This window comes from Pseudomonas sp. PDM31 (genome assembly GCF_019218965.1).
Lineage (GTDB): Bacteria > Pseudomonadota > Gammaproteobacteria > Pseudomonadales > Pseudomonadaceae > Aquipseudomonas.
Map to the genome: position 1 here is coordinate 186725 of NZ_JAHUWS010000008.1, position 21002 is coordinate 207726.

A 21002-nucleotide genomic window follows, 5' to 3' on the forward strand; every position below is an offset into this window, starting at 1 on the left:
ATGCTGTCAAGCGCCTGACAGAGCGCGCCTGCAAACGGTCGCATTTAATCGGCCGTAAATGAAAAACAGCCTCGAAATTCGCGCCTGTCACGCTAAACTGCGCACCTTGGCCAAAAATGGCTGAACCGGTTGCGGGACTGAGTGTTCCAAAACCACGAATTCTTTGAAACGCCTCTCCTATAAAGAGTAACGATCATGACCCAAGTCAAACTGACCACCAACCATGGCGACATCGTCCTGGAACTGAACGCCGAGAAAGCCCCGATCACCGTGGCCAACTTCGTCGAGTACGTTAAAGCCGGTCACTACGAAAACACCGTTTTCCACCGTGTCATCGGTAACTTCATGATCCAGGGCGGTGGTTTCGAGCCTGGCATGAAAGAAAAGAAAGACAAGCGCCCAAGCATTCAGAACGAAGCTGACAACGGTCTTTCCAACGACAAGTACACCGTCGCCATGGCCCGCACCATGGAGCCGCATTCGGCTTCCGCGCAGTTCTTCATCAACGTCGCGGACAACAGCTTCCTCAACCACAGCGGCAAGAACGTTCAAGGCTGGGGCTACGCGGTATTCGGTAAAGTGACCGCTGGCACCGACGTTGTCGACAAGATCAAAGGCGTGGCCACCACTTCCAAGTCCGGCCACCAGGACGTACCAGCAGACGACGTGATCATCGAGAAAGCCGAGATCATTGAGTGATACTGCTGATTTCAGATTTACATCTGGAAGAGGAGCGCCCGGACATCACCCGGGCGTTTCTGGATTTGCTCGCCGGACGCGCCCGTTCGGCGAGTGCGTTGTACATTCTGGGCGACTTTTTCGAGGCGTGGCTTGGCGACGATGCCATGACACCGTTTCAGCGTTCCATCTGCCAGGCCCTGCGCGATCTCAGCGACAGCGGCACGGCCATTTTCCTGATGCACGGCAATCGTGATTTCATGCTGGGCAAGGCCTTCTGCAAACAGGCCGGTTGCACCCTGCTGAAAGACCCGAGTGTCGTGCAGTTTTACGGCGAGCCTGTACTGCTGATGCATGGCGACAGCCTCTGCACCCGCGACGAAGCCTATATGAAGCTGCGGCGCTACCTGCGCAACCCGATCACCCTGTTCATCCTGCGCCACTTGCCCTTGGGCACCCGCCATAAGCTGGGGCGCAAATTGCGCAGTGAGAGTCGGGCGCAGACGCGGATGAAGGCCAATGACATTGTGGATGTCACGCCCGAGGAGATTCCGCGGATCATGCAGCAATATGGCGTGAAGACGTTGATCCATGGGCATACCCATCGCCCGGCCATCCACAAGCTGCAGCTCGGTGAGCAGGCGGCCCGGCGCATTGTGCTGGGGGATTGGGATAAACAGGGTTGGGCGTTGCAGGTCGATGAGAACGGGTTTGCCTTGGCACCGTTTGATTTTGTACCGCCACCGGCTTTGGCGCATGGCTGAAGTTCTACCCCCCTCACCCCAGCCCTCTCCCCCCTAGGGGGCGAGGGGAAAGGGAGCCGATCTTCATGGTTTTCCGGGCCTCAGTTCGACTCGGGTTGAGTTGGAGCCGTTTGATTTGGGGCCGCCGCCGGCTTTCGCGCATGGCTGAAGTTCTACCCCCCTCACCCCAGCCCTCTCCCCCTGGGGGGCGAGGGGAAAGGGAGCCGATCTTCGTGGTTTTCCGGGCCTGAGGTCGATTCGGGTTGTGTTGGAGCCGTTTGATTTGGGGCCGCTGCCGGCTTTGGCGCATGGCTGAAGTTCTACCCCCCTCACCCCAGCCCTCTCCCCCCTAGGGGGCAAGGGGGCAAGGGGGAAAGGGGGAAAGGGAGCCGATCTTCGTGGTTTTCCGGGCCTGAGGTCGATTCGGGTTGTGTTGGAGCCGTTTGATTTGGGGCCGCTGCCGGCTTTCGCGCATGGCTGAAGATCTGCCCCCCTCACCCCAGCCCTCTCCCCCTGGGGGGCGAGGGGAAAGGGAGCTGATCTCCAGGGTTTTCCGGGCCTGAGGTCGACTCGGGTTGTGTTGGAGCCGTTTGATTTGGGGCCGCTGCCGGCTTTCGCGCATGGCTGAAGATCTACCCCCCTCACCCCAGCCCTCTCCCCCCTAGGGGCGAGGGGGAAAGGGAGCCGATCTCCAGTGTTTTCCGGGCCTGAGGTCGACTCGGGTTGTGTTGGAGCCGTTTGATTTGGGGCCGCTGCCGGCTTTCGCGCATGGCTGAAGCTCTACCCCCCTCACCCCAGCCCTCTCCCCCCAAGGGGGCGAGGGGAAAGGGACCCGATCTTCGTGGTTTTCCAGGCCTGAGTTCGACTCGGTTTCTCAGGTCGATGTACCTTGAACTATCAACACGGTCGGCCCCCTCTCCCTCCGGGAGAGGGTTGGGGTGAGGGCCGTCCGTGATGCCAGCGACTCGGCCTGGAAAGAAACGGGACTCTAGAAATCCCGCTTGTAGAAGATGTCGAGCGAACTCGCCACACCACTGGCCGCTTCAACGTAGACCTTTTTGCTCAGCTTGTAGCGCAAGGCAATGGTGCTCGCCGGTTCGAACACGCCGACGCCATAGCGCAGGCTGAGCTTCTCGGAAATATTGCCGCTGGCTACTACGCTGGTTGCGTTACCACTGCCCTCGGTGTCGAGCTCAAAATCCTGGATGCCCAGATTCTTCGCCAGGTCACCCGTCACTCCGGAACTGCCCATCAGCCCTAACCCCAGGGCTGCCTGGGCGAGCATGTTGTTGTCTTCGCCGTTGCTGCTTAGCGGACGCCCCAGCACCAGGTAGGACAAGGCCTGCTCCTGGCTCATCGCCGGTTCCGAGAAGATCTGCGTGGTCGGCTGCTCCGCGCTGCCGCTCAGGCGGATACCGGCAATGATATCGTCGGTCTGGCGAATCGCTTCAACGTCCAGGTACGGCTGGTCGATGGGACCGGCGAACAGCAAACGCGCACGGCGTACGGACAGGCGCTGGCCGTAGGCACGATAGCGCCCGTCGTTGAGCCACAACTCGCCGCGGGTGTCCATGTTGTCGCCGATGTGCACATGACCCTGCACATTCGCGGTCAGGCCGAACCCGGCAAAGCTCAGTTTGTCCTCACCGACCAACACTTCGATGTCCATCTTCATCGCCAGTGGCGTTTTGCCCTCTTCGGTCTGCTGGCCGACGATAACCGTGTCATCGGAAACCTTGACCGTCGACGGCGGCAATTCGCGAATAATGATGTCTCCTTTGGGCACCAGCACTTTGCCGGCGATGGCCAACTCATCACCTTTCATCGAGATTTTCAGGTCCGGCGCGACTTCGAGCTTGGCGTAGGGTTCGACACTGACCGGCAGTTGCGAGCCCTTGAGCGCCAGATCCACCACCAGTGCCTGACCCCAGGCAATGTTGCCGTTCAGGCTGCCCTGGCCACTCTTGCCGCTTTTCCAGCCGCCGTTCAACTGCACGGTTTCCCCGGCGATGACCGCCTGCAACTGCAAGGCTTTGAGCTCCATCGGCAACTCGGCGCCGGACACCTCGCCGTCGCTGAGCTGCAGGCTGCCATTGACCTGCGGCGCCAGCAATCCGCCGGAGATCGTGCCGCTGCCGTTCAAGCGGCCGGTCAGTTTCTCGACCATCGGCACGAACGGCCGCGCTACCGACAGATCCAGCCCGCTCAAGCGGAACGATCCGCTCAACGGCTTGTTCTTCGGCAATGGATTGATCTGGGCCAGCACCTGCAACTCGCCAAGTTTGGCCCCGGCGAAGTTGAGCTCAGTGTCGATGCGCTTGGGCGTGAGCTTGCTGGTGAGTTTCAGGGTCTGGTAAGGGAAGTCCAGCCACTGGTCCTTTTCCTTCAGGCGCAAGGTGCCGCCGCTGGCATCGACGCTGACCTGGCCGTTCGGGCCGCTGGCTGGCAGGTCCAGTTGCAGATCGGCATTGAGCCGGCCCTGCCAGGCGAAATCCTTGGGCAGCCACTGGGCAAGGCTGTCGATCGGGAATTGCTTGAGGTGATAGCGCAGCTTCGGCTCAGGCATCAGTCGTTGGTCTTCACCGCACAGGCTGGCCTGGCCGGAGGCCCAGCAATGGGCACCGAAGTTGATTTTGCCATCGGCCAGCCGTTCGAGCTTCGCCGGCCCTTGCAGCCTCCAGTCCTGGCCGCCAGCCTGGATATCGCCGCTGGCCAGCCGCCCGCGCCAGTTGCCTTTGTCCAGAGCACCGTCCAGGCCCAGGGCCAGCTTCAATTTCGGGCCTTGCAGATCGAGGCTCAGCTTCTGGTTCTTGATGTCGCCCTGGCCACTGGCGGTCAGCGTGCCAAGGGAGGTGTCACCGAGCTGGATAGCGCTGCCCTTGAGGTCGATTTTCGCCCGTTGCGCACTGTCGAGCGTGGCGTCCAGGTTCAGGCTTTGCAGGCGATTATCCTGAAAGGCCAATTGTGTGCCTTGCAACCCGAGCTTGCCCTGGGGAGCCTTGAGCGTGCCGGCGACGTCCACCCGGCCATTGATCTGCCCGCGCAATTGCGGCCAGAGCTGGGCGAGCCGCGACAGCTTGATGTCGATCTGGCCGACGAGTTTCTGTTGCAGGCTGCCCTTGCCATTGATGCTGTTGTCACCCAGGCGAATTTGCAGCGCGTTGAGGTTCCATTGCTCACCGCCACCATCAGCCTTGGCTTGCAGGACAGCCGGCTGGCCACGCAATTTGCCCTTGAGATCGAGGTCGGCGCTCAGGCTCAACTTGTCGTTTTTCATCTCGCCTTTACTGCGCAACGGTCCGGCCAGCGTACCGGGCAACTCCGCGACCCAGTAAGCCGGGTTGATCGCTGACAGGTCCAGGGCGGTATCCCAGGCGATACCATCGGCGAATTGCAGATTCAAATGGCCATCAGCCTTGCCCTGCCCGGCCTGCAGCTGAATCTGCTGCAGATAGATTTTGGTCAGGTCGCCTGCAAACGGGCTGGCCAGGCTGAACGCCCCGGCCGGGCCATCCAGCGCAGCATCGAAGTGCCCCAGGTATTTGCCGTCGGTGTAGGACACTTCGCCGTTGAATTTGCGCAGTGCCACTTGCGGCTCGTCGATCAACGGATAGAGGCGGTGCCAAGGGAAATCCAGCCAGTCGATTTTCGCTTCGGCATTCAGGCCCTTGCTCCAGTCCAGCGCCCCTGTGAGCTTGACGCTTTGCTTGTCGTTGGCGGTCAAGTCCAGAGCGGCGATCTGTGCGCCATTGGCGTCGACCTTGCCTTGCAGCGCCAGCGCGACTGGCCCTTCTTCGGCGGGCAGCGTAGCTTTGCCAAGCAGCGCGTAGCCGTTTTTCAGGTCACCGGCGCCGCTGAGTTCCAGCTGATTGAGTTGCAGGGTGTCCGGCAGCCCGGCATCGGGCTTGAAGCCATCGGCGGTGATCCGCACCTTGGCCGGCAGATTCTCTACCAGCGGTTGCAGCTCGCCGGTCAGCTGGCCGTTGAGGTAACCAGTGCTGTCAGCCTTGAGATTCAGGGTTTTCAGCAGGTCGCCGTCAAGCTTGAGCGCCAGGTCCCAGGGTGCAGGAGTCGACAGGGTCAGTTTGCCTTCGGCATTCAGCGGCCAGTTGCCGGTGGGCTGCAGCGAGCCGGACAGGTTCAGGCTCAGGTCATCGCGTTGTAAATGCACGGAATCGATCTGCATGCCTTTGTCGGTCCAGTGCGCCGTCAACTGCAGGCCCTTGAGCTGTTCACTGCCGTTGAACACCAGGCTGCCGACCTTGACGTCGCCCAGTTCAATGGCCAAGGGTAGCTTCAGCTCCGGGAGGGTCATCGGGCCGGTATCCGGCTCTTGCTCACCCGGCGGAAACTGCAAGTTGACCTGATCGGCCTGCAATTGCTCCAGGCACAGGGTCATGCGCGTCAGGCACAACGGCGACCAGGCAAAGATCACCCGGGTCAGTTCCACCCGACTGCTGTCCTGCTGCCACAACACCCGGTCGGCGCTCCACTGCCCGCCCAGTCGACCCTGAAAGTTCTCGAGGCTCAATCCCGGCACGAATCCCAGTGCCCAGCGGCTGCCCGTTGCCGTGCCCACTACCGTGGCCAGCGTCAAGACGATCAGCATCAACAGCGCCAGGATCGCCAGCAGCGTTACTTGCAAGCCACGTTTCATAAAAGCGCGCGTCACAGCTCAGGCCCCATGGAAAAGTGCAGTCGAATGCCGCCGTCGTCGTCCAGCGCATGGGCCAGGTCGAGGCGGATCGGCCCCACCGGCGATACCCAGCGCACGCCGATACCGACGCCGGTCTTCAGGCTTGGCAGTTCAAGTGTATTGAAGGAGTTACCCTGGTCGACAAAGGTCGCGACCCGCCATTTTTCGGCGACGGAATATTGATACTCGGCGCTGGCCGCGACCATGTAACGGCCACCGATGCGGTCGCCGTCGGAGTTTTCCGGGGACAGGCTCTGATAGTCGTAACCGCGCACGCTCTGATCGCCACCGGCGAAGAAGCGCAGCGACGGCGGTATCGATTTGTAGCCGTTGGTGGCACTGCCGCCGATCTGGGCCCGGCCGAGGAAACGATGCTTGTCGAAGACAGTCGTCAGGCCTTTGACCAGTGCCGTGCCGTACAGCAGGTTGTTATCGGAACCCAGCCCTTCCTTGGCCATTTTGCTTTCGAACTGCAGGCGATAGCCGTTGTGCGGGTCGATGCGGTTGTCACTTTTGAGGTACGAATAACTGACACCGGGCATCAGCAGGGTACTGACGCCCTCGTCATCGCCTAGCTTGTACTCCTCGTTCTGCCACTTGAGCGACACCACTCGCTGCCAGCCGCTGGGTAACTTGCTGTGCCACTCCGGACCGATGGTCAGCAGTTTGCTGCGGGTGTCGGTATCAGCGATTTCTGCATTCTGATAGCCACCGGCAAAACGCAGTTTGTCGGTCAGCGGCGGATCGAGCGGAATGTCGTAGAACAGCCCGACGTTCTGCCGGGGTGCCGAGACTTCGGTTTCCCAGCCATAGCTGTGCCCCTGCGGGTTGACCCAGTGCCGGGTCCAGTTGGCCTTGACCCTGGGACCGACGTCAGTGGAAAAACCCAGGCCGAGGCCCATCGTCCGGGGCTTGCGGGTATCGAGGTTGACCTCCACCGGAATCACATCGTTCTTCGAGGCAGTCGGTGCGGCGTCGACCCGTACGCTTTCGAAATAACCGCTCGATTGCAGGTTCTGGTTGAGTTCGGCGATCAGCTCCGAGTCATACGGCGTGCCGGCCTTGAACGGCACCATGCGTTGCAGCAGTTCTTCGTCGAACGGAGTATCGCCGGCAAAACTGACCTTGCCGAAGGTGTAACGCGGGCCGCTGTCGTAGATCAGTTCGATGTCGGCGACGCCGGCCCGGGGGTCGACCGACAATTTTGAACGGGTGAAATAGCCACTGAAAAAACCATAGCGCGAAGCCTGGTTCTGGATCAGCCGCTTGGCGTCTTCGTAGTGGCCGTGATTGAGCACCGCACCGGATTTGAGCGCATCGCTCCTGGGTACACGAAAGGATTTGAGGGAGGCTGCGGGGCCGTCAATGCGTATGGTGACGTTGCGTAAATGCACCGGCTCGCCGGGGTCGATGTTCAACACCAGGCGTGGCGTCTTGCCGCCCTTCACTTCGCTGTCGATTTGCGGCTGATAATAACCCAGCGCCTGTGCGGCCTTGCGCGCCTGCTCCTCGGCGCCACGACTGAAGCGCTGCAAGGCTTCTTCGTCACGATCGCCAACGTTGCCGATATAGCCTTCTATATTGGCCTTCAGTTCGTCATTGGACGGATTGATACGCACGTCCAGTTCACTTTGGGCCAGCGCCGCGCAACTGGTCACCAACATCAGTACGCTGCTGGAAAATCTTCCTGGAAACTTCATAGGCGCGGATGCTATCACGAGCTTGGGAGCGCGATAGAGCGTGACTCGCCAAAAAAGTTCGCGGCTTATGCCGTTGCCGAATGTAAAACCTGCGGATTAGGGTGAAAAAAAACGTGTTCGCGAATCGGTCCTATTGCGACCTCGCCGATTTCCTCGTAACCCTGACGCTTATAGAACTCCAGGTAACGTGGATTACCCGTGTCGAGAATCACGCCCTGAGAGTTTTCATCCACCGCGCACCAGTTGTGCACGGCTTGCAGCAGCTGTTCGCCAAAATGCTTGCCCTGAAATTGCGGATGAACCCCCAGCAACGGCAGGACATGCACCGAATCGTTCGGCAAGCAGGCGGCAACATCAGAGTGATATTGCAGGTAGCGACGCGTGCAACGAAAACCGGTACTCAAGACCATGCGCAGGCGCCAGGCCCAGCTTTCAGTGATACCCAGGCGACGTTGCGGCGGCGCAATCAGCGCGATGCCAATCAGGCGGTCGTTAACCAGCAAGCCGATGGCCGGCAGGTCCTGGAGAAAGTGTTGTGTCACCAGTTCGCGTATGGTCGCGCGGACCCGCTGCTCATAACCCGGGCGCTCGGCTTCGAACAGGTAGTTGAAGGTTGGTTCGTGTCGATAGGCCTGGTACAGCAGCGAGCGGGCTTCGCGGGAATAGCCGCTGTCGAGCATGTGAATATCGGCGATGGCGGTGGAGGTTTCGGGCATGACGGTCGTTCTCCCCGGTGCAGCTCGAATGGCTGCACTCTTATTGGTACGAGCCTTTGGGTGGCAACACAGTTCCCCCAAAGGTATAGACCAGACTCAGAGATCAGTCAGTCAATCTATAGGTTGGCTGCACTGGCCTCTTCGCGAGCAAGCCCGCTCCCACATTGATCGCGTGAACGCTGAAGATCAAATGTGGGAGCGGGCTTGCTCGCGAAGAGGCCAGTGCAGCCGCTACACGTATTGCTGGATAAACAGCAATCCCTCCCCCAACACTGGCCCCATTCTCCCATGTCAGCTAGCATCGCCCTTTTGCCAGGACTGCCGACCATGAAGATCGTCTCCTTCAACATCAACGGGCTGCGCGCCCGTCCCCATCAGCTGGCGGCGCTGATCGACAAGCATCAACCCGATGTGATCGGGTTGCAGGAAACCAAGGTCCACGACGAACAGTTCCCGCTGGCCGAGGTTCAGGCGCTGGGTTATCACGTGTACTTCCATGGCCAGAAAGGTCACTACGGAGTCGCCCTGCTCTCGCGCCAGGAACCGCTGGCGCTGCACAAAGGTTTTGCCACCGACGAAGAAGACGCCCAGCGGCGTTTTATCTGGGGCACCTTTGCCGACGCCAACGGTGTGCCGATCACCATCATGAACGGCTATTTCCCACAGGGCGAAAGCCGTGACCATCCGACCAAATTCCCGGCCAAGCAACGTTTCTACAATGACTTGCAGCAGTTGCTGGAAAGCCAGTTCAAGAACGACCAGCCGCTGGTGGTGATGGGGGATGTGAATATATCTCCGGAAGACTGCGACATCGGCATCGGTCCGGACAACATGAAGCGCTGGTTGAAAACCGGCAAATGCAGCTTCCTGCCGGAAGAGCGCGAGTGGATGGCACGTCTGAAGAACTGGGGCCTGACCGACAGCTTCCGCCACCTGAACCCGGATGTGACCGACATGTTCAGCTGGTTCGACTATCGCAGTCGCGGCTTCGAAGACCAGCCCAAGCGTGGCCTGCGCATCGACGTGATCCTCGCCTCCCACGGCTTGCTGCCACGGGTCAAGGCTGCAGGGGTGGACTACGAACTGCGCGGCATGGAAAAGCCTTCGGATCATGCGCCGATCTGGCTTGAGTTGAGCTGATCCCTAAAGCCTGCATTAATCTCTTGTGGGAGCGGGCTTGCTCGCGAATGCGGTGTGTCAATCAGCATTAAAGTCGACTGAAACACCGCTTTCGCGAGCAAGCCCGTTCCCACAAAAGACAATCACCGAAAAGTGTCATTTTTCGGAAACCTTACTGACTTAATCTCCCGGCACTTCCTTCCACTTTGAAAGGTGCCGGCATGATGCTGCGCGTGTTGCTCCTGTTGACGTTATGCGCTGGCTTGGCACAAAACGCCTCGGCCAGTGACTTGCCGGTGCCCGATCAAGGGCCGGTGCTGCGCATCCAGGGTTCCAACACCATCGGTGCCGCACTGGGCCCGGCACTGGTCGAAGGACTGCTGCACGAACAAGGCCTGCGCAACATCCACCGCGAAACCGCAGACAACGACAACGAACTGCGCATTGTCGGCGAAACCGCACAGGGTCGCCGAGTAGTGGTGGAAGTCGCCGCCCACGGTTCCAGCACCGGCTTCATCGCCCTGAAAACCGCCAACGCCGACCTCGCCGCCTCGTCACGCCCGATCAAGGACAGCGAACTGGTCGACCTGGAATCCCTTGGTGATCTGAAAAGCCCTGGCGCCGAACAGGTCATCGCCATCGACGGCCTGGCGATCATCCTCCACCCGAAAAATCCGCTGCAGCAACTGGACATCGTGCAACTGGCGCGGATTTTCAATGGCGAAGCGAAAACCTGGGAAGAAGTCGGCGGCAGCGGCGGGACCATTCATCTGTATGCGCGCGATGATCAATCCGGTACCTACGACACCTTCAAGGAACTGGTGCTCAGTGGCCGTGGAAAAAACCTGAGTAGCTCAGCAACACGCTTCGAGTCCAGCGAACAGTTGTCCGATGCGGTCAGCAGCGATCCGCAAGGCATCGGTTTTATTGGCCTGCCCTATGTGCGTCAGGCCAAGGCTGTGGCAATTGCCGACGGCCAATCGCAAGCCATGCTGGCGCTCAACAATCTGATCGCCACGGAAGACTACCCATTATCGCGCCGGCTGTTTTTCTACTTGCCGCCGAGAGGGAAAAATCCTTGGGCACAGGCACTGACGGCCTTCGCCCAAAGTGGTAAAGGCCAGGCGATCGTCGCCGCCAACGGTTTTATCGCGCAGACGGTCCAGGCCATGGCCGTCAGCCCTAATGCGTTGATGCCGGAGGGGTACCAGGCCCTGAGCCGTCACGCCCAGCGCCTGTCGGTGAATTTCCGTTTCGAGGAAGGCAGCGCCAGCCTGGACAACAAGGCCCGACAGGATCTGTCACGGGTGCTCGACTATATAAAGCAGCACGAAAAAACCGATCGAAAGGTGACACTGGTCGGCTTTGGAGACGCCAAGAGCGATCCGGGGCGCGCTGATCTGTTGTCGAAACTGCGGGCCATGGCGGTGCGACGGGAACTGGTGAAAAGCGGTGTGGTATTGCGCGAGATTCGCGGCTTTGGCGCCGAGATGCCGGTGGCGGCCAACAGCGCGGATGAGGGGCGGATCAAGAATCGGCGGGTTGAGGTTTGGGTGTACTGAACACTGCCAAATGTGGCTCGAGGGACCTGCTGTGGCGAGGAGCTTTCTGTGCAAGGGGGCTTGCTGTCTCAAGAAACTACCTGTGCAAAGGGTTTTCTGTGGCGAGGGGGCTTGCCCCCGCTGGGTTGCGCAGCAGCCCTTAAAACATAGCACGCGGTTTATTTGTAAAACCGCGTTGGTGGTTATGGGGGGGGTGGCTTCGCCACCCATCGGGGGCAAGCCCCCTCGCCACAGGCAACCCCCCTCGCCACAAGGTAGCCCGCTCGCCAGAGCCGGTGATCAGCACAGAACTTGTGTTGATCAATGCTCGCTACGCATCATCTCTTTGGGCACATATTTGCCGATCTCGAATTTGCCGATCGCTGCGCGATGCACTTCGTCCGGACCGTCGGCCAGACGCAGGGTGCGCTGCATGGCGTACATGTAGGCCAGCGGGAAATCGTTGGAAACCCCTGCCCCGCCATGAATCTGGATCGCCCGGTCGATCACTCGCAGTGCCACGTTTGGCGCTACGACCTTGATCTGCGCAATTTCGCTCTTGGCCACTTTGTTGCCGACAGTGTCCATCATGTAGGCCGCTTTCAAGGTCAACAGGCGAGCCATGTCGATTTCCATGCGCGAGTCGGCAATCTTGTCGATGTTACCGCCCAGGCGTGCCAGCGGCTTGCCGAATGCGGTACGGCTGACCGAGCGTTTGCACATCAGTTCCAGCGCACGCTCGGCCATGCCGACCGAGCGCATGCAGTGGTGAATCCGGCCCGGGCCAAGGCGGCCCTGGGCGATTTCGAAGCCGCGTCCTTCGCCCAGCAGGACGTTTTCGTACGGCACCCGGACGTTTTCGAACAGCACCTCGGCGTGGCCATGCGGCGCATCGTCGTAGCCGAACACCGGCAGCGGTCGCACGATCTTCACGCCGGGAGTGTCCACCGGCACGAGGATCATCGAGTGCTGCGCATGGCGCGGCGCGTCAGGATTGCTCAGGCCCATGAATATCATGATCTTGCAGCGCGGGTCGCAGGCGCCGGAAGTCCACCATTTCTTGCCGTTGATCACCCACTCGTCGCCATCGCGCACGGCGCGGGCGGCCATGTTGGTGGCGTCAGAGGACGCAACGTCTGGCTCGGTCATGGCGAATGCCGAACGGATCTCGCCACGCAGCAGTGGCTCGAGCCAGCGTTGCTTCTGTTCTTCGTTGGCGTAACGCACCAGCACTTCCATGTTGCCGGTGTCTGGAGCCGAGCAGTTGAACGGCTCAGGTCCCAGCAGCGAGCGCCCCATGATTTCCGCCAACGGCGCGTATTCGAGGTTGCTCAGGCCGGCGCCGAGTTCGGACTCAGGCAGAAACAAATTCCACAGGCCTTCTGCCTTGGCCTTGAGTTTGAGTTCTTCCATGATCGCAGTCGGCTGCCAGCGATCACCCTCTGCGACCTGGCGCTCGAACACGGCTTCAGCCGGATAAACGTAGGTGTCCATGAACGCAGTCACGCGCTCACGCAGTTCCTGAACCTTGGGCGAATAAGCGAAATCCATGAGCAAGATACCTTCTTGGGGGAGGTTGTTTAGATCATGCAATCGATGCTAGAACAGCCATGAAAATTTACCTAGCCTATTCTCAGCGTGTATAAACATTCATCACCGATATATGATCGGCTTATCGCCAAGGCCCTCGGGTCACGTAAAGAAACCTTGATAACAAGAGCGCAGCGCAATGAATCTGAGCAAGGTCGACCTCAACCTTTTCATCGTCTTCGACGCGATCTACACCGAAGCCAACCTGACTCGCGCCGGACAGATTGTCGGCATTACCCAACCGGCCGTGTCGAACGCCCTGGCCCGCCTGCGCGAGACCTTCAACGACCCGTTGTTCGTGCGCACCGCCCAAGGCATGGTGCCCACGCCCATGGCCCAGAACATCATAGGCCCGGTGCGCAACGCGCTCTCGCTGCTGCGCGTATCAGTGCAGGAAAGCCGCATTTTCAACCCGCTGCAGGCGGCCAAGACCTACCGCATCAGCATGACCGACCTCACTGAAGCGGTGATCCTGCCACCGCTGTTCCAGCGCCTGCGCCGCCTGGCGCCGACGGTGATCATCGAGAGTTTCCTGTCCAAGCGCCGGGAAACCACCAAGGAGCTGGCCGCTGGTCGACTCGACTTCGCCGTGGATGCACCGCTCAACACCGATCCGCAGGTGCGCCATGTCAAGTTGATGGAAGACCGCTATGTGTGCGCCATGCGCAAGGGGCACCCGCTGGCGGGCAAAGAGAAATTCACCCTCGATGATTATCTGGGGCTGACCCATGTTCATATTTCCAGTCGCCGCAGCGGCCTGGGCTATGTCGACCTGGCGCTGGGCAAGATGGGCATCCAGCGCAAGATCGCCCTGCGTTCCCAACACTATCTGATGGCGTCCCAGGTGTTGCAGCAGACGGACATGGTCATGACCGTGCCGGAGCGGTTTGCCCGCCGCAATGATCTGCATGCCTTTTATCTACCGGTCAACGATGTACCGCCCGTGGAAACCCACCTCTACTGGCATGAAAGCACCGATCAGGACCCGGCCAACCGCTGGATGCGTGAGCAGATGATCGAGTTGTGCCAGCAGGTGACGGCGCAGGAGAAAAAGCTCGAGAAAGTGTAGGGCTAAATACCGGGTTGCTCCTATCGCGAGCAGACTCGCTCCCAGAGGGATACTTGTAATACACAGATTGTGTGCTCAATGAATGTCCATTGTGTGAGCGAGCCTGCTCGCGATGGGGCCAGCAAGAGCAGCAAAAAAACCTGCCGCTTGACGTAAACGTCAACCTGCCATTAGCTTAGCGCCATGACCTTTTGCGAGCGCGTCCATGAGCAGCCAGACCTACAGTATTTCCGACCTCGCCCGCGAGCTCGACATCACCACCCGGGCCATTCGCTTTTATGAAGAGCAAGGTTTGCTCAGCCCCGAACGCCGTGGTCAGGAACGTATTTATTCGCCCCGCGACAAGGTCAGCCTGAAGCTGATCCTGCGGGGCAAGCGCATTGGCTTCTCGCTGGCCGAATGCCGTGAGCTGATCGAGCTCTATGACCCGTCCAGCGGCAACACCAAGCAACTGCACAGCATGCTGGCGAAAATCAGCGAGCGCCGCGAGCAGCTTGAGCAGCAGTTGCTGGACATCGAACAGATGAAACTGGAACTCGATACTGCGCAAGAGCGCTGCGTGCAGGCGCTGGAGCAAACCATCGAAAACCAGCAAGCGGTCCAGTAAGCCAGCACGACCCACTGCGAGAGCGAGCCTTTGTGGCGAGGGGGCTTGCCCCCGTTGGGTCGCGGAGCGGCCCCAGAAAATGGGACTGCTGCGCAGTCCAACGGGGGCAAGCCCCCTCGCCACAAAAGCTTGGTCCTACAAGGTTCTCTCTGTATTCAGACAATCACACAGGTCCAATCCCATGTCCCTCCCCACCCACGTACGCATTGTCGAAGTCGGTCCCCGCGACGGCCTGCAAAACGAAGCCCAACCCATCAGTGTTACCGATAAGGTGCAACTGGTGGACGCACTGACCGCCGCCGGGCTTGGCTATATAGAAGTCGGCAGCTTCGTGTCCCCAAAGTGGGTGCCGCAGATGGCCGGTTCCGCTGAAGTCTTCGCGCAGATCCAGCGCAAACCCGGAGTGGTGTACGGCGCGCTCGCGCCCAACCTGCGTGGTTTTGAAGACGCTCTCGCCGCCGGGATCAAGGAGGTAGCGGTGTTTGCGGCAGCATCCGAAGCGTTTTCCCAGCGCAACATCAATTGCTCGATCAGCGAAAGCCTGGCGCGCTTCGTGCCAATCATGGACTCCGCCAGACAACACGGGGTGAGTGTGCGCGGTTATGTGTCCTGCGTGCTGGGCTGCCCCTATGAAGGCGATGTTTCACCGCAACAGGTAGCACTGGTGGCCCGCGAGCTCTATGCCATGGGCTGCTATGAAGTCTCTCTGGGTGACACCATCGGCACCGGCACCGCAGGTGCCACCCGCAAGATGTTTGACGCGGTCACCGCCGAGGTACCCCGGGACAAACTGGCCGGACATTTCCACGACACCTATGGCCAGGCGGTAGCCAACATCTACGCCAGCCTGCTGGAAGGTATCGCGGTGTTCGACAGTTCCATCGCCGGCCTCGGTGGTTGCCCATACGCCAAGGGCGCCAGCGGTAACGTCGCCACCGAAGACGTGGTGTATCTGCTCAATGGCCTGGGTATCGAAACCGGCATTGACCTGGACGCCCTGGTGCTCGCCGGTCAGCAAATCTGCACTGTATTGGGCCGACCTACAGGTTCCCGTGTGGCCCGGGCCCGTAGCGCGCAATAAGTGTGGGTAGTGTGTCCGGGTGTTACCGCACGGACATAAATGTGGGGCGCAATCGAGTAACACGGAAACAAATTCTCAGGTTTTGCCCGCAACAAAAACCCTCACAAAATGCTAAAGCATTGATTTTAAAGGGTTTTAAAAAGTTGGCACGGGTCCTGCTATCTCTATGGCATAACAAGAACAAAAAAATTGCGGCAAACCCAATAAAAATAAGACGTAACGACTCTGACATAACAAGAACAACACGACAGAGACGCAGCTAACAGATTTTTTTGGAGAAGGTGTGCTTTTCAGGGTGCTTTTCGGAGCAACCCGCAACCGGGCAGAGAACAATAAAACTACCTTCAGGTAGCTCCCGAATCGGTTGGATCGCTAAGCGAAAAAGCAGATCAGCGCTCAAAAAAATACGTTTGCTCTTGATCCTGAATGGGGATCGCCAAAAAACAGCGGTAAAGGGTCACGGTCACCAAAAACAACAACAGACCAACCCTCAATAATAAAAAAAGAGCACGCGCAACGACAAATTAAAGGGGAGCTTCGGCTCCCCTTTGTGCTGTCTGCGATTTGAAATTCTTGATCCGTAGGAGCTGACTTGCTGGCGATGAACGATGAACGATGAACGATGACGCGATCTGACTGATGGACTGCTGCGCCTGCATCGCCAGCAAGCCGGCTCCTACAGCTTCGCGTTGAGCTGCGCGATGCTGATCTCGCGCATGCGGAACTTCTGGATCTTGCCGGTCACGGTCATCGGAAACTCATCGACGAACTTGAAGTAACGCGGCGTCTTGAAGTGCGCGATGCGCTCCTTGCACCAGGCCTGCAGCTCCTGCTCGGTAGCGCTGTGGCCGGGGTGGAACTTGATCCAGGCGACGATCTCCTCACCGTAACGCGAACATGGAATACCAATCACCTGCACGTCGGCCACGGCCGGGTGGGTAAAAAAGAACTCTTCGAGCTCGCGCGGATAGACGTTTTCACCGCCACGGATGATCATGTCCTTGTTCCGCCCGGCAATGCACACGTAACCCTCGTCGTTCATGCTCGCCAGGTCGCCGGTGTGCATCCAGCCGGCCTGATCGATCGCTAGCGCGGTACCTTCGGGGTTGTTCCAGTAGCCGAGCATCACGCTGTAACCGCGGGTGCACAGCTCACCGATGGTGCCACGGGGGACCAGGTTGCCCGCCTCGTCGATGATCTTGCTTTCCAGTTGCGGCTGGGTCCGGCCGACCGTGGTCACGCGCAGTTCCAGTTCGTCCGCAGGACCGGTCTGCAACGACACCGGACTGGTTTCCGTCATGCCGTAGGCGATCTGCACTTCGTTCATGTGCATTTCGCTGATGACCCGGCGCATCACTTCGATGGGGCACGTCGCGCCCGCCATGATCCCGGTCCGCAGGGTCGACAGATCAATCCCGGCGCGCTGTGGCTGGTCGAGCATGGCGATGAACATGGTCGGAACGCCATATAACGCAGTGGCCTTTTCTTCGGCGACGGTGCTCAGGGTCAGCAGCGGATCGAAGGCGTCATTGGGATAAATCATGGTGCTGCCATGGGTGATGCAACCGAGGTTGCCCATGACCATGCCGAAGCAGTGATACAGCGGCACCGGGATCACCAGGCGATCAGCGGCGGTCAGGCCAAGGCTTTCGCCGACCATGTAACCGTTGTTGAGAATGTTGTAGTGACTCAGGGTCGCGCCCTTGGGGAACCCGGTGGTACCGGAGGTGTACTGGATGTTCACGGGCTGATCGAAGTGCAGGCTGGCCTGGCGTTCGTGCAATTGCTCCAGGGATACGCTGCCGGCCAGATCGGCAAGCTGCGACCAAGGCAGGAAGCCCGACGGTGGTTGCGCATCCAGGCTGATGACCCCGCGCAGGTCCGGCAGACGCTCGCTGTGCAGTTTGCCGATGGATTGCCCGGCCAGTTCCGGTACCAGGCCTTGCAGCATCGCATGATAGTCCGAGGTTTTGAACGCACCGGCGCAGACCAGCCACTGACAACCGGATTGCTTGAGGACGTACTCGAGTTCGCAGCTGCGGTAGGCGGGATTGATGTTGACCAGGATCACGCCGATTTTCGCCGTGGCGATCTGCGTAATGCACCACTGGGCACAGTTCGGAGCCCAGATGCCGAGACGGTCACCGGCCTGCAACCCCAGGGCCAGCAACGCCCTGGCATGCAAATCTGCCGCTTCCGCCAGTTGCCGCCAAGTGTAGCGCAGCTGTTGATGGCGCACTACCAGCGCTTCGCCGTCCGGGTACTGCGCGACCGTATTGTCGAACGCCCGGCCTATGGTCATCGCCAGCAAGGCTTTGTCTTGGGAACCGCGGGTATAGCTGCGTTGCGGGCTTGCACTGGGTTGATCCATGACGACCCCTATTGTCTTTATTAATGGGCTACCGGCGGTCTCTTGTGGGAGCGGGCTTGCTCGCGAAAACGGTGTATCAGACAACATAAATGTCGACTGACAGGACGCCTTCGCGAGCAAGCCCGCTCCCACAGTGCAGGACCGCGTTCTATCTTGAACTGGCTCTACTCTCGCTCAAGTTGACGTTAACGTAAAGGGCGATTGACAGCCATTCGACACAGGTTTACGTTAACGTAAAGGTGAGAGGTAGATCACTGCCCTCCCCGCCCTACAAAAAAGCCAAAAAGGTGCCCCATGAGCTACCCATCCCTGAACTTTGCCCTCGGTGAAACCATCGACATGCTGCGCGATCAGGTTCAGTCCTTCGTCGCCAAAGAGATCGCTCCGCGCGCCGCTCAGATCGACATCGACAACCTGTTCCCCGCCGACCTGTGGCGTAAATTCGGCGACATGGGCCTGTTGGGTATCACCGTGCCGGAAGAGTACGGCGGTGCCGGCCTGGGTTACCTGGCGCACGTGGTCGCGATGGAAGAAATCAGCCGTGGCTCGGCCTCGGTGGCGTTGTCCTATGGCGCCCACTCGAACCTGTGCGTCAACCAGATCAACCGTAACGGCAATCACGAGCAGAAAAGCAAATACCTGCCGAAGCTGATCAGCGGCGAGCACATCGGCGCCCTGGCCATGAGCGAACCCAACGCCGGTTCCGACGTGGTATCGATGAAGCTGCGCGCCGACAAACGCGGCGACCACTATGTACTCAACGGCAGCAAGACCTGGATCACCAACGGTCCGGACGCCAACACCTACGTGATCTACGCCAAGACCGACCTGGAAAAGGGTCCTCATGGCATCACCGCCTTCATCGTCGAGCGCGACTGGAAAGGCTTCAGCCGCAGCAACAAATTCGACAAGCTCGGCATGCGCGGCTCGAACACCTGCGAACTGTTTTTCGATGACGTCGAAGTGCCGCAGGAAAACATCCTCGGCGTGCTCAACGGCGGCGTCAAAGTACTGATGAGCGGTCTCGATTACGAGCGCGTGGTGCTCTCGGGCGGCCCGACCGGGATCATGCAGGCCTGTATGGACCTGATCGTGCCGTACATCCACGATCGCAAGCAGTTCGGCCAGAGCATCGGCGAATTCCAGCTGATCCAGGGCAAAGTCGCCGACATGTACACCCAGCTCAACGCCAGCCGCGCCTACCTGTACGCAGTGGCCCAGGCTTGCGAGCGCGGCGAAACCACGCGCAAGGACGCCGCCGGCGTAATCCTCTACAGCGCTGAACGTGCCACGCAGATGGCCCTCGACGCCATCCAGATTCTCGGTGGCAACGGCTACATCAACGAATTCCCGGCCGGCCGCCTGTTGCGCGACGCCAAGCTGTACGAAATCGGCGCGGGAACCAGTGAGATCCGCCGTATGTTGATCGGACGCGAACTGTTCAACGAAACCCGCTAATCGGAGCTGCTCATGGCTACCCTGCATACCCAGCTCAATCCCCGGTCAGCGGAGTTCGCGGCCAACAGCGCGGCGATGCTCAAACAGGTCGAGGCCTTGCACACCCTGCTCGCCCAAGTGGCGCAAGGTGGCGGCCCGAAAGCGCAAGAACGCCACACTTCGCGAGGCAAACTGCTACCCCGTGAACGCATCAATCGTCTGCTGGATCCGGGTTCGCCCTTTCTCGAGATCAGCCAATTGGCAGCGTATGAGGTTTACGGCGAAGACGTTCCCGCCGCTGGCGTGATTGCCGGGATCGGCCGCGTGGAAGGCGTTGAGTGCATGATCGTCGCCAACGACGCCACGGTAAAAGGCGGCTCGTATTACCCGCTGACCGTGAAAAAGCACCTGCGCGCCCAGACCATCGCCCAGCAGAATCGCTTGCCGTGCATCTACCTGGTGGACTCCGGCGGCGCCAACTTGCCGCGCCAGGACGAAGTATTCCCGGACCGCGAGCACTTTGGCCGGATCTTCTTCAACCAGGCCAACATGAGCGCCATGGGTATCCCGCAGATCGCCGTGGTCATGGGCTCCTGCACCGCCGGTGGCGCTTACGTACCGGCCATGGCCGACGAAGCGATCATGGTGCGTAACCAGGCGACGATTTTCCTGGCCGGCCCGCCGCTGGTGAAAGCGGCGACCGGTGAAGTGGTCAGCGCCGAAGACCTTGGCGGGGCCGACGTGCACTGCAAGGTTTCCGGGGTGGCCGACCATTATGCAGAGAGCGACGAACACGCCCTCGCTATCGCTCGGCGCAGCGTCGCCAACCTCAACTGGCGCAAGCTCGGTGAAGTGCAGCAGCGCGCGCCCATTGCACCGCTGTACAGCAGCGACGAGTTGTATGGCGTGGTGTCGGCCGACGCCAAGCAACCGTTCGACGTACGCGAAGTCATCGCGCGACTGGTGGACGGTTCGGTGTTCGATGAATTCAAAGCACTGTTTGGCAGCACCCTGGTGTGCGGGTTCGCCTGGCTGCACGGCTACCCGATCGCCATCCTCGCCAACAACGGCATTCTCTTCGCTGAAGCTGCGCAGAAAGGCGCGCATTTTATCGAACTGGCCTGCCAGCGCGGCATCCCCTTGCTGTTCCTGCAAAACATCACCGGGTTCATGGTCGGCCAGAAGTACGAAGCCGGTGGCATCGCCAAGCATGGCGCCAAGCTGGTGACCGCCGTGGCCTGTGCCAAGGTACCGAAATTCACCGTGATCATCGGCGGCAGCTTCGGCGCCGGCAACTACGGTATGTGTGGCCGGGCTTACGATCCGCGCTTCCTGTGGATGTGGCCCAATGCTCGCATCGGTGTAATGGGCGCCGAACAGGCCGCCGGCGTCCTGGTGCAGGTCAAGCGCGAGCAGGCCGAACGCAGTGGCCAGGGTTTCAGCGCAGAGCAGGAAAACGAGATCAAGCAACCGATCCTCGACCAGTACGAAGAACAGGGCCACCCCTACTACTCAAGCGCGCGTTTGTGGGACGACGGCGTCATCGACCCGGCACAGACCCGCGACGTGCTGGCCCTGGCCTTGTCGGCGTCGTTGAACGCGCCTGTCGAACCGAGCCGCTTCGGCGTGTTCCGGATGTGATTTTCTGTGGGAG

Annotated in this window: 14 protein-coding genes; 9 read left to right on the forward strand and 5 right to left on the reverse strand. The window is 60.0% G+C overall.

From position 1 onward, the window contains the following. Window positions 1–195: 195 nt before the first annotated feature. On the forward strand, window positions 196–699 hold the full coding sequence (locus KW839_RS17295) for a peptidylprolyl isomerase (protein WP_034146890.1): 504 nt from the start codon (window positions 196–198) through the stop codon (window positions 697–699). Then, window positions 696–1442: a UDP-2,3-diacylglucosamine diphosphatase gene (lpxH, locus tag KW839_RS17300; RefSeq protein ID WP_060543530.1), complete on the forward strand. Its 747-nt coding sequence runs from the start codon at window positions 696–698 to the stop codon at window positions 1440–1442. Before KW839_RS17295 ends, lpxH begins: the two co-directional genes overlap by 4 nt. Window positions 1443–2409: 967 nt before the next feature. Here the strand turns inward: lpxH and KW839_RS17305 are convergent. From KW839_RS17305 to KW839_RS17315, 3 genes are all read right to left on the reverse strand, one after another. Beyond that, entirely contained in the window at window positions 2410–6078 is a 3669-nt protein-coding gene (locus KW839_RS17305; protein ID WP_218425013.1) for a translocation/assembly module TamB domain-containing protein, read from the reverse strand. Between the two features lie 11 nt (window positions 6079–6089). Beyond that, window positions 6090–7817: an autotransporter assembly complex family protein gene (locus KW839_RS17310; RefSeq protein ID WP_218425014.1), complete on the reverse strand. Its 1728-nt coding sequence runs from the start codon at window positions 7815–7817 to the stop codon at window positions 6090–6092. Window positions 7818–7882: 65 nt separating this feature from the next. Next, complete coding sequence (locus KW839_RS17315; RefSeq protein ID WP_060543527.1) at window positions 7883–8533, reverse strand: N-acetyltransferase; 651 nt, start codon at window positions 8531–8533, stop codon at window positions 7883–7885. Between the two features lie 327 nt (window positions 8534–8860). On the opposite strand from KW839_RS17315, the gene xthA reads away from it, so the two are divergent. Together xthA and KW839_RS17325 are read left to right on the forward strand one after the other, a co-directional pair. Next, a complete protein-coding gene (gene xthA, locus KW839_RS17320; RefSeq protein ID WP_060543526.1) occupies window positions 8861–9673 on the forward strand; it encodes an exodeoxyribonuclease III in 813 nt (270 codons plus the stop codon). Between the two features lie 200 nt (window positions 9674–9873). After that, window positions 9874–11214, forward strand: coding sequence for a substrate-binding domain-containing protein (locus KW839_RS17325; protein ID WP_060543525.1), 1341 nt, complete (start codon window positions 9874–9876; stop codon window positions 11212–11214). A gap of 300 nt (window positions 11215–11514) precedes the next feature. Here the strand turns inward: KW839_RS17325 and KW839_RS17330 are convergent, their stop codons facing one another. Next, a complete protein-coding gene (locus tag KW839_RS17330) occupies window positions 11515–12744 on the reverse strand; it encodes an acyl-CoA dehydrogenase (RefSeq protein WP_060543524.1) in 1230 nt (409 codons plus the stop codon). A 178-nt stretch (window positions 12745–12922) separates the two neighbouring features. On the opposite strand from KW839_RS17330, the gene KW839_RS17335 reads away from it, so the two are divergent. The 3 genes from KW839_RS17335 to KW839_RS17345 all read left to right on the forward strand — a co-directional run bounded on the left by KW839_RS17335 (window position 12923) and on the right by KW839_RS17345 (window position 15540). Further along, window positions 12923–13852: a LysR family transcriptional regulator gene (locus KW839_RS17335; RefSeq protein WP_060543523.1), complete on the forward strand. Its 930-nt coding sequence runs from the start codon at window positions 12923–12925 to the stop codon at window positions 13850–13852. Between the two features lie 205 nt (window positions 13853–14057). Further along, window positions 14058–14459, forward strand: coding sequence for a MerR family DNA-binding transcriptional regulator (locus KW839_RS17340; protein ID WP_060543522.1), 402 nt, complete (start codon window positions 14058–14060; stop codon window positions 14457–14459). 181 nt (window positions 14460–14640) lie between these two features. Continuing rightward, window positions 14641–15540, forward strand: a complete 900-nt coding sequence (locus tag KW839_RS17345) for a hydroxymethylglutaryl-CoA lyase (protein WP_218425015.1) — start codon at window positions 14641–14643, stop codon at window positions 15538–15540. A 676-nt stretch (window positions 15541–16216) separates the two neighbouring features. Here KW839_RS17345 and KW839_RS17350 read toward each other — a convergent pair. Then, entirely contained in the window at window positions 16217–17911 is a 1695-nt protein-coding gene (locus KW839_RS17350; protein ID WP_218425016.1) for an AMP-binding protein, read from the reverse strand. A 294-nt stretch (window positions 17912–18205) separates the two neighbouring features. Here KW839_RS17350 and KW839_RS17355 point away from each other — a divergent pair, with 294 nt between their 5' ends. Next, the gene (locus tag KW839_RS17355; protein WP_060543519.1) at window positions 18206–19369 is read left to right on the forward strand and encodes an isovaleryl-CoA dehydrogenase; all 1164 of its coding nucleotides are present in this window, start codon (window positions 18206–18208) and stop codon (window positions 19367–19369) included. A 12-nt stretch (window positions 19370–19381) separates the two neighbouring features. Beyond that, complete coding sequence (locus tag KW839_RS17360; protein WP_218425017.1) at window positions 19382–20989, forward strand: carboxyl transferase domain-containing protein; 1608 nt, start codon at window positions 19382–19384, stop codon at window positions 20987–20989. Window positions 20990–21002: the final 13 nt, after the last annotated feature.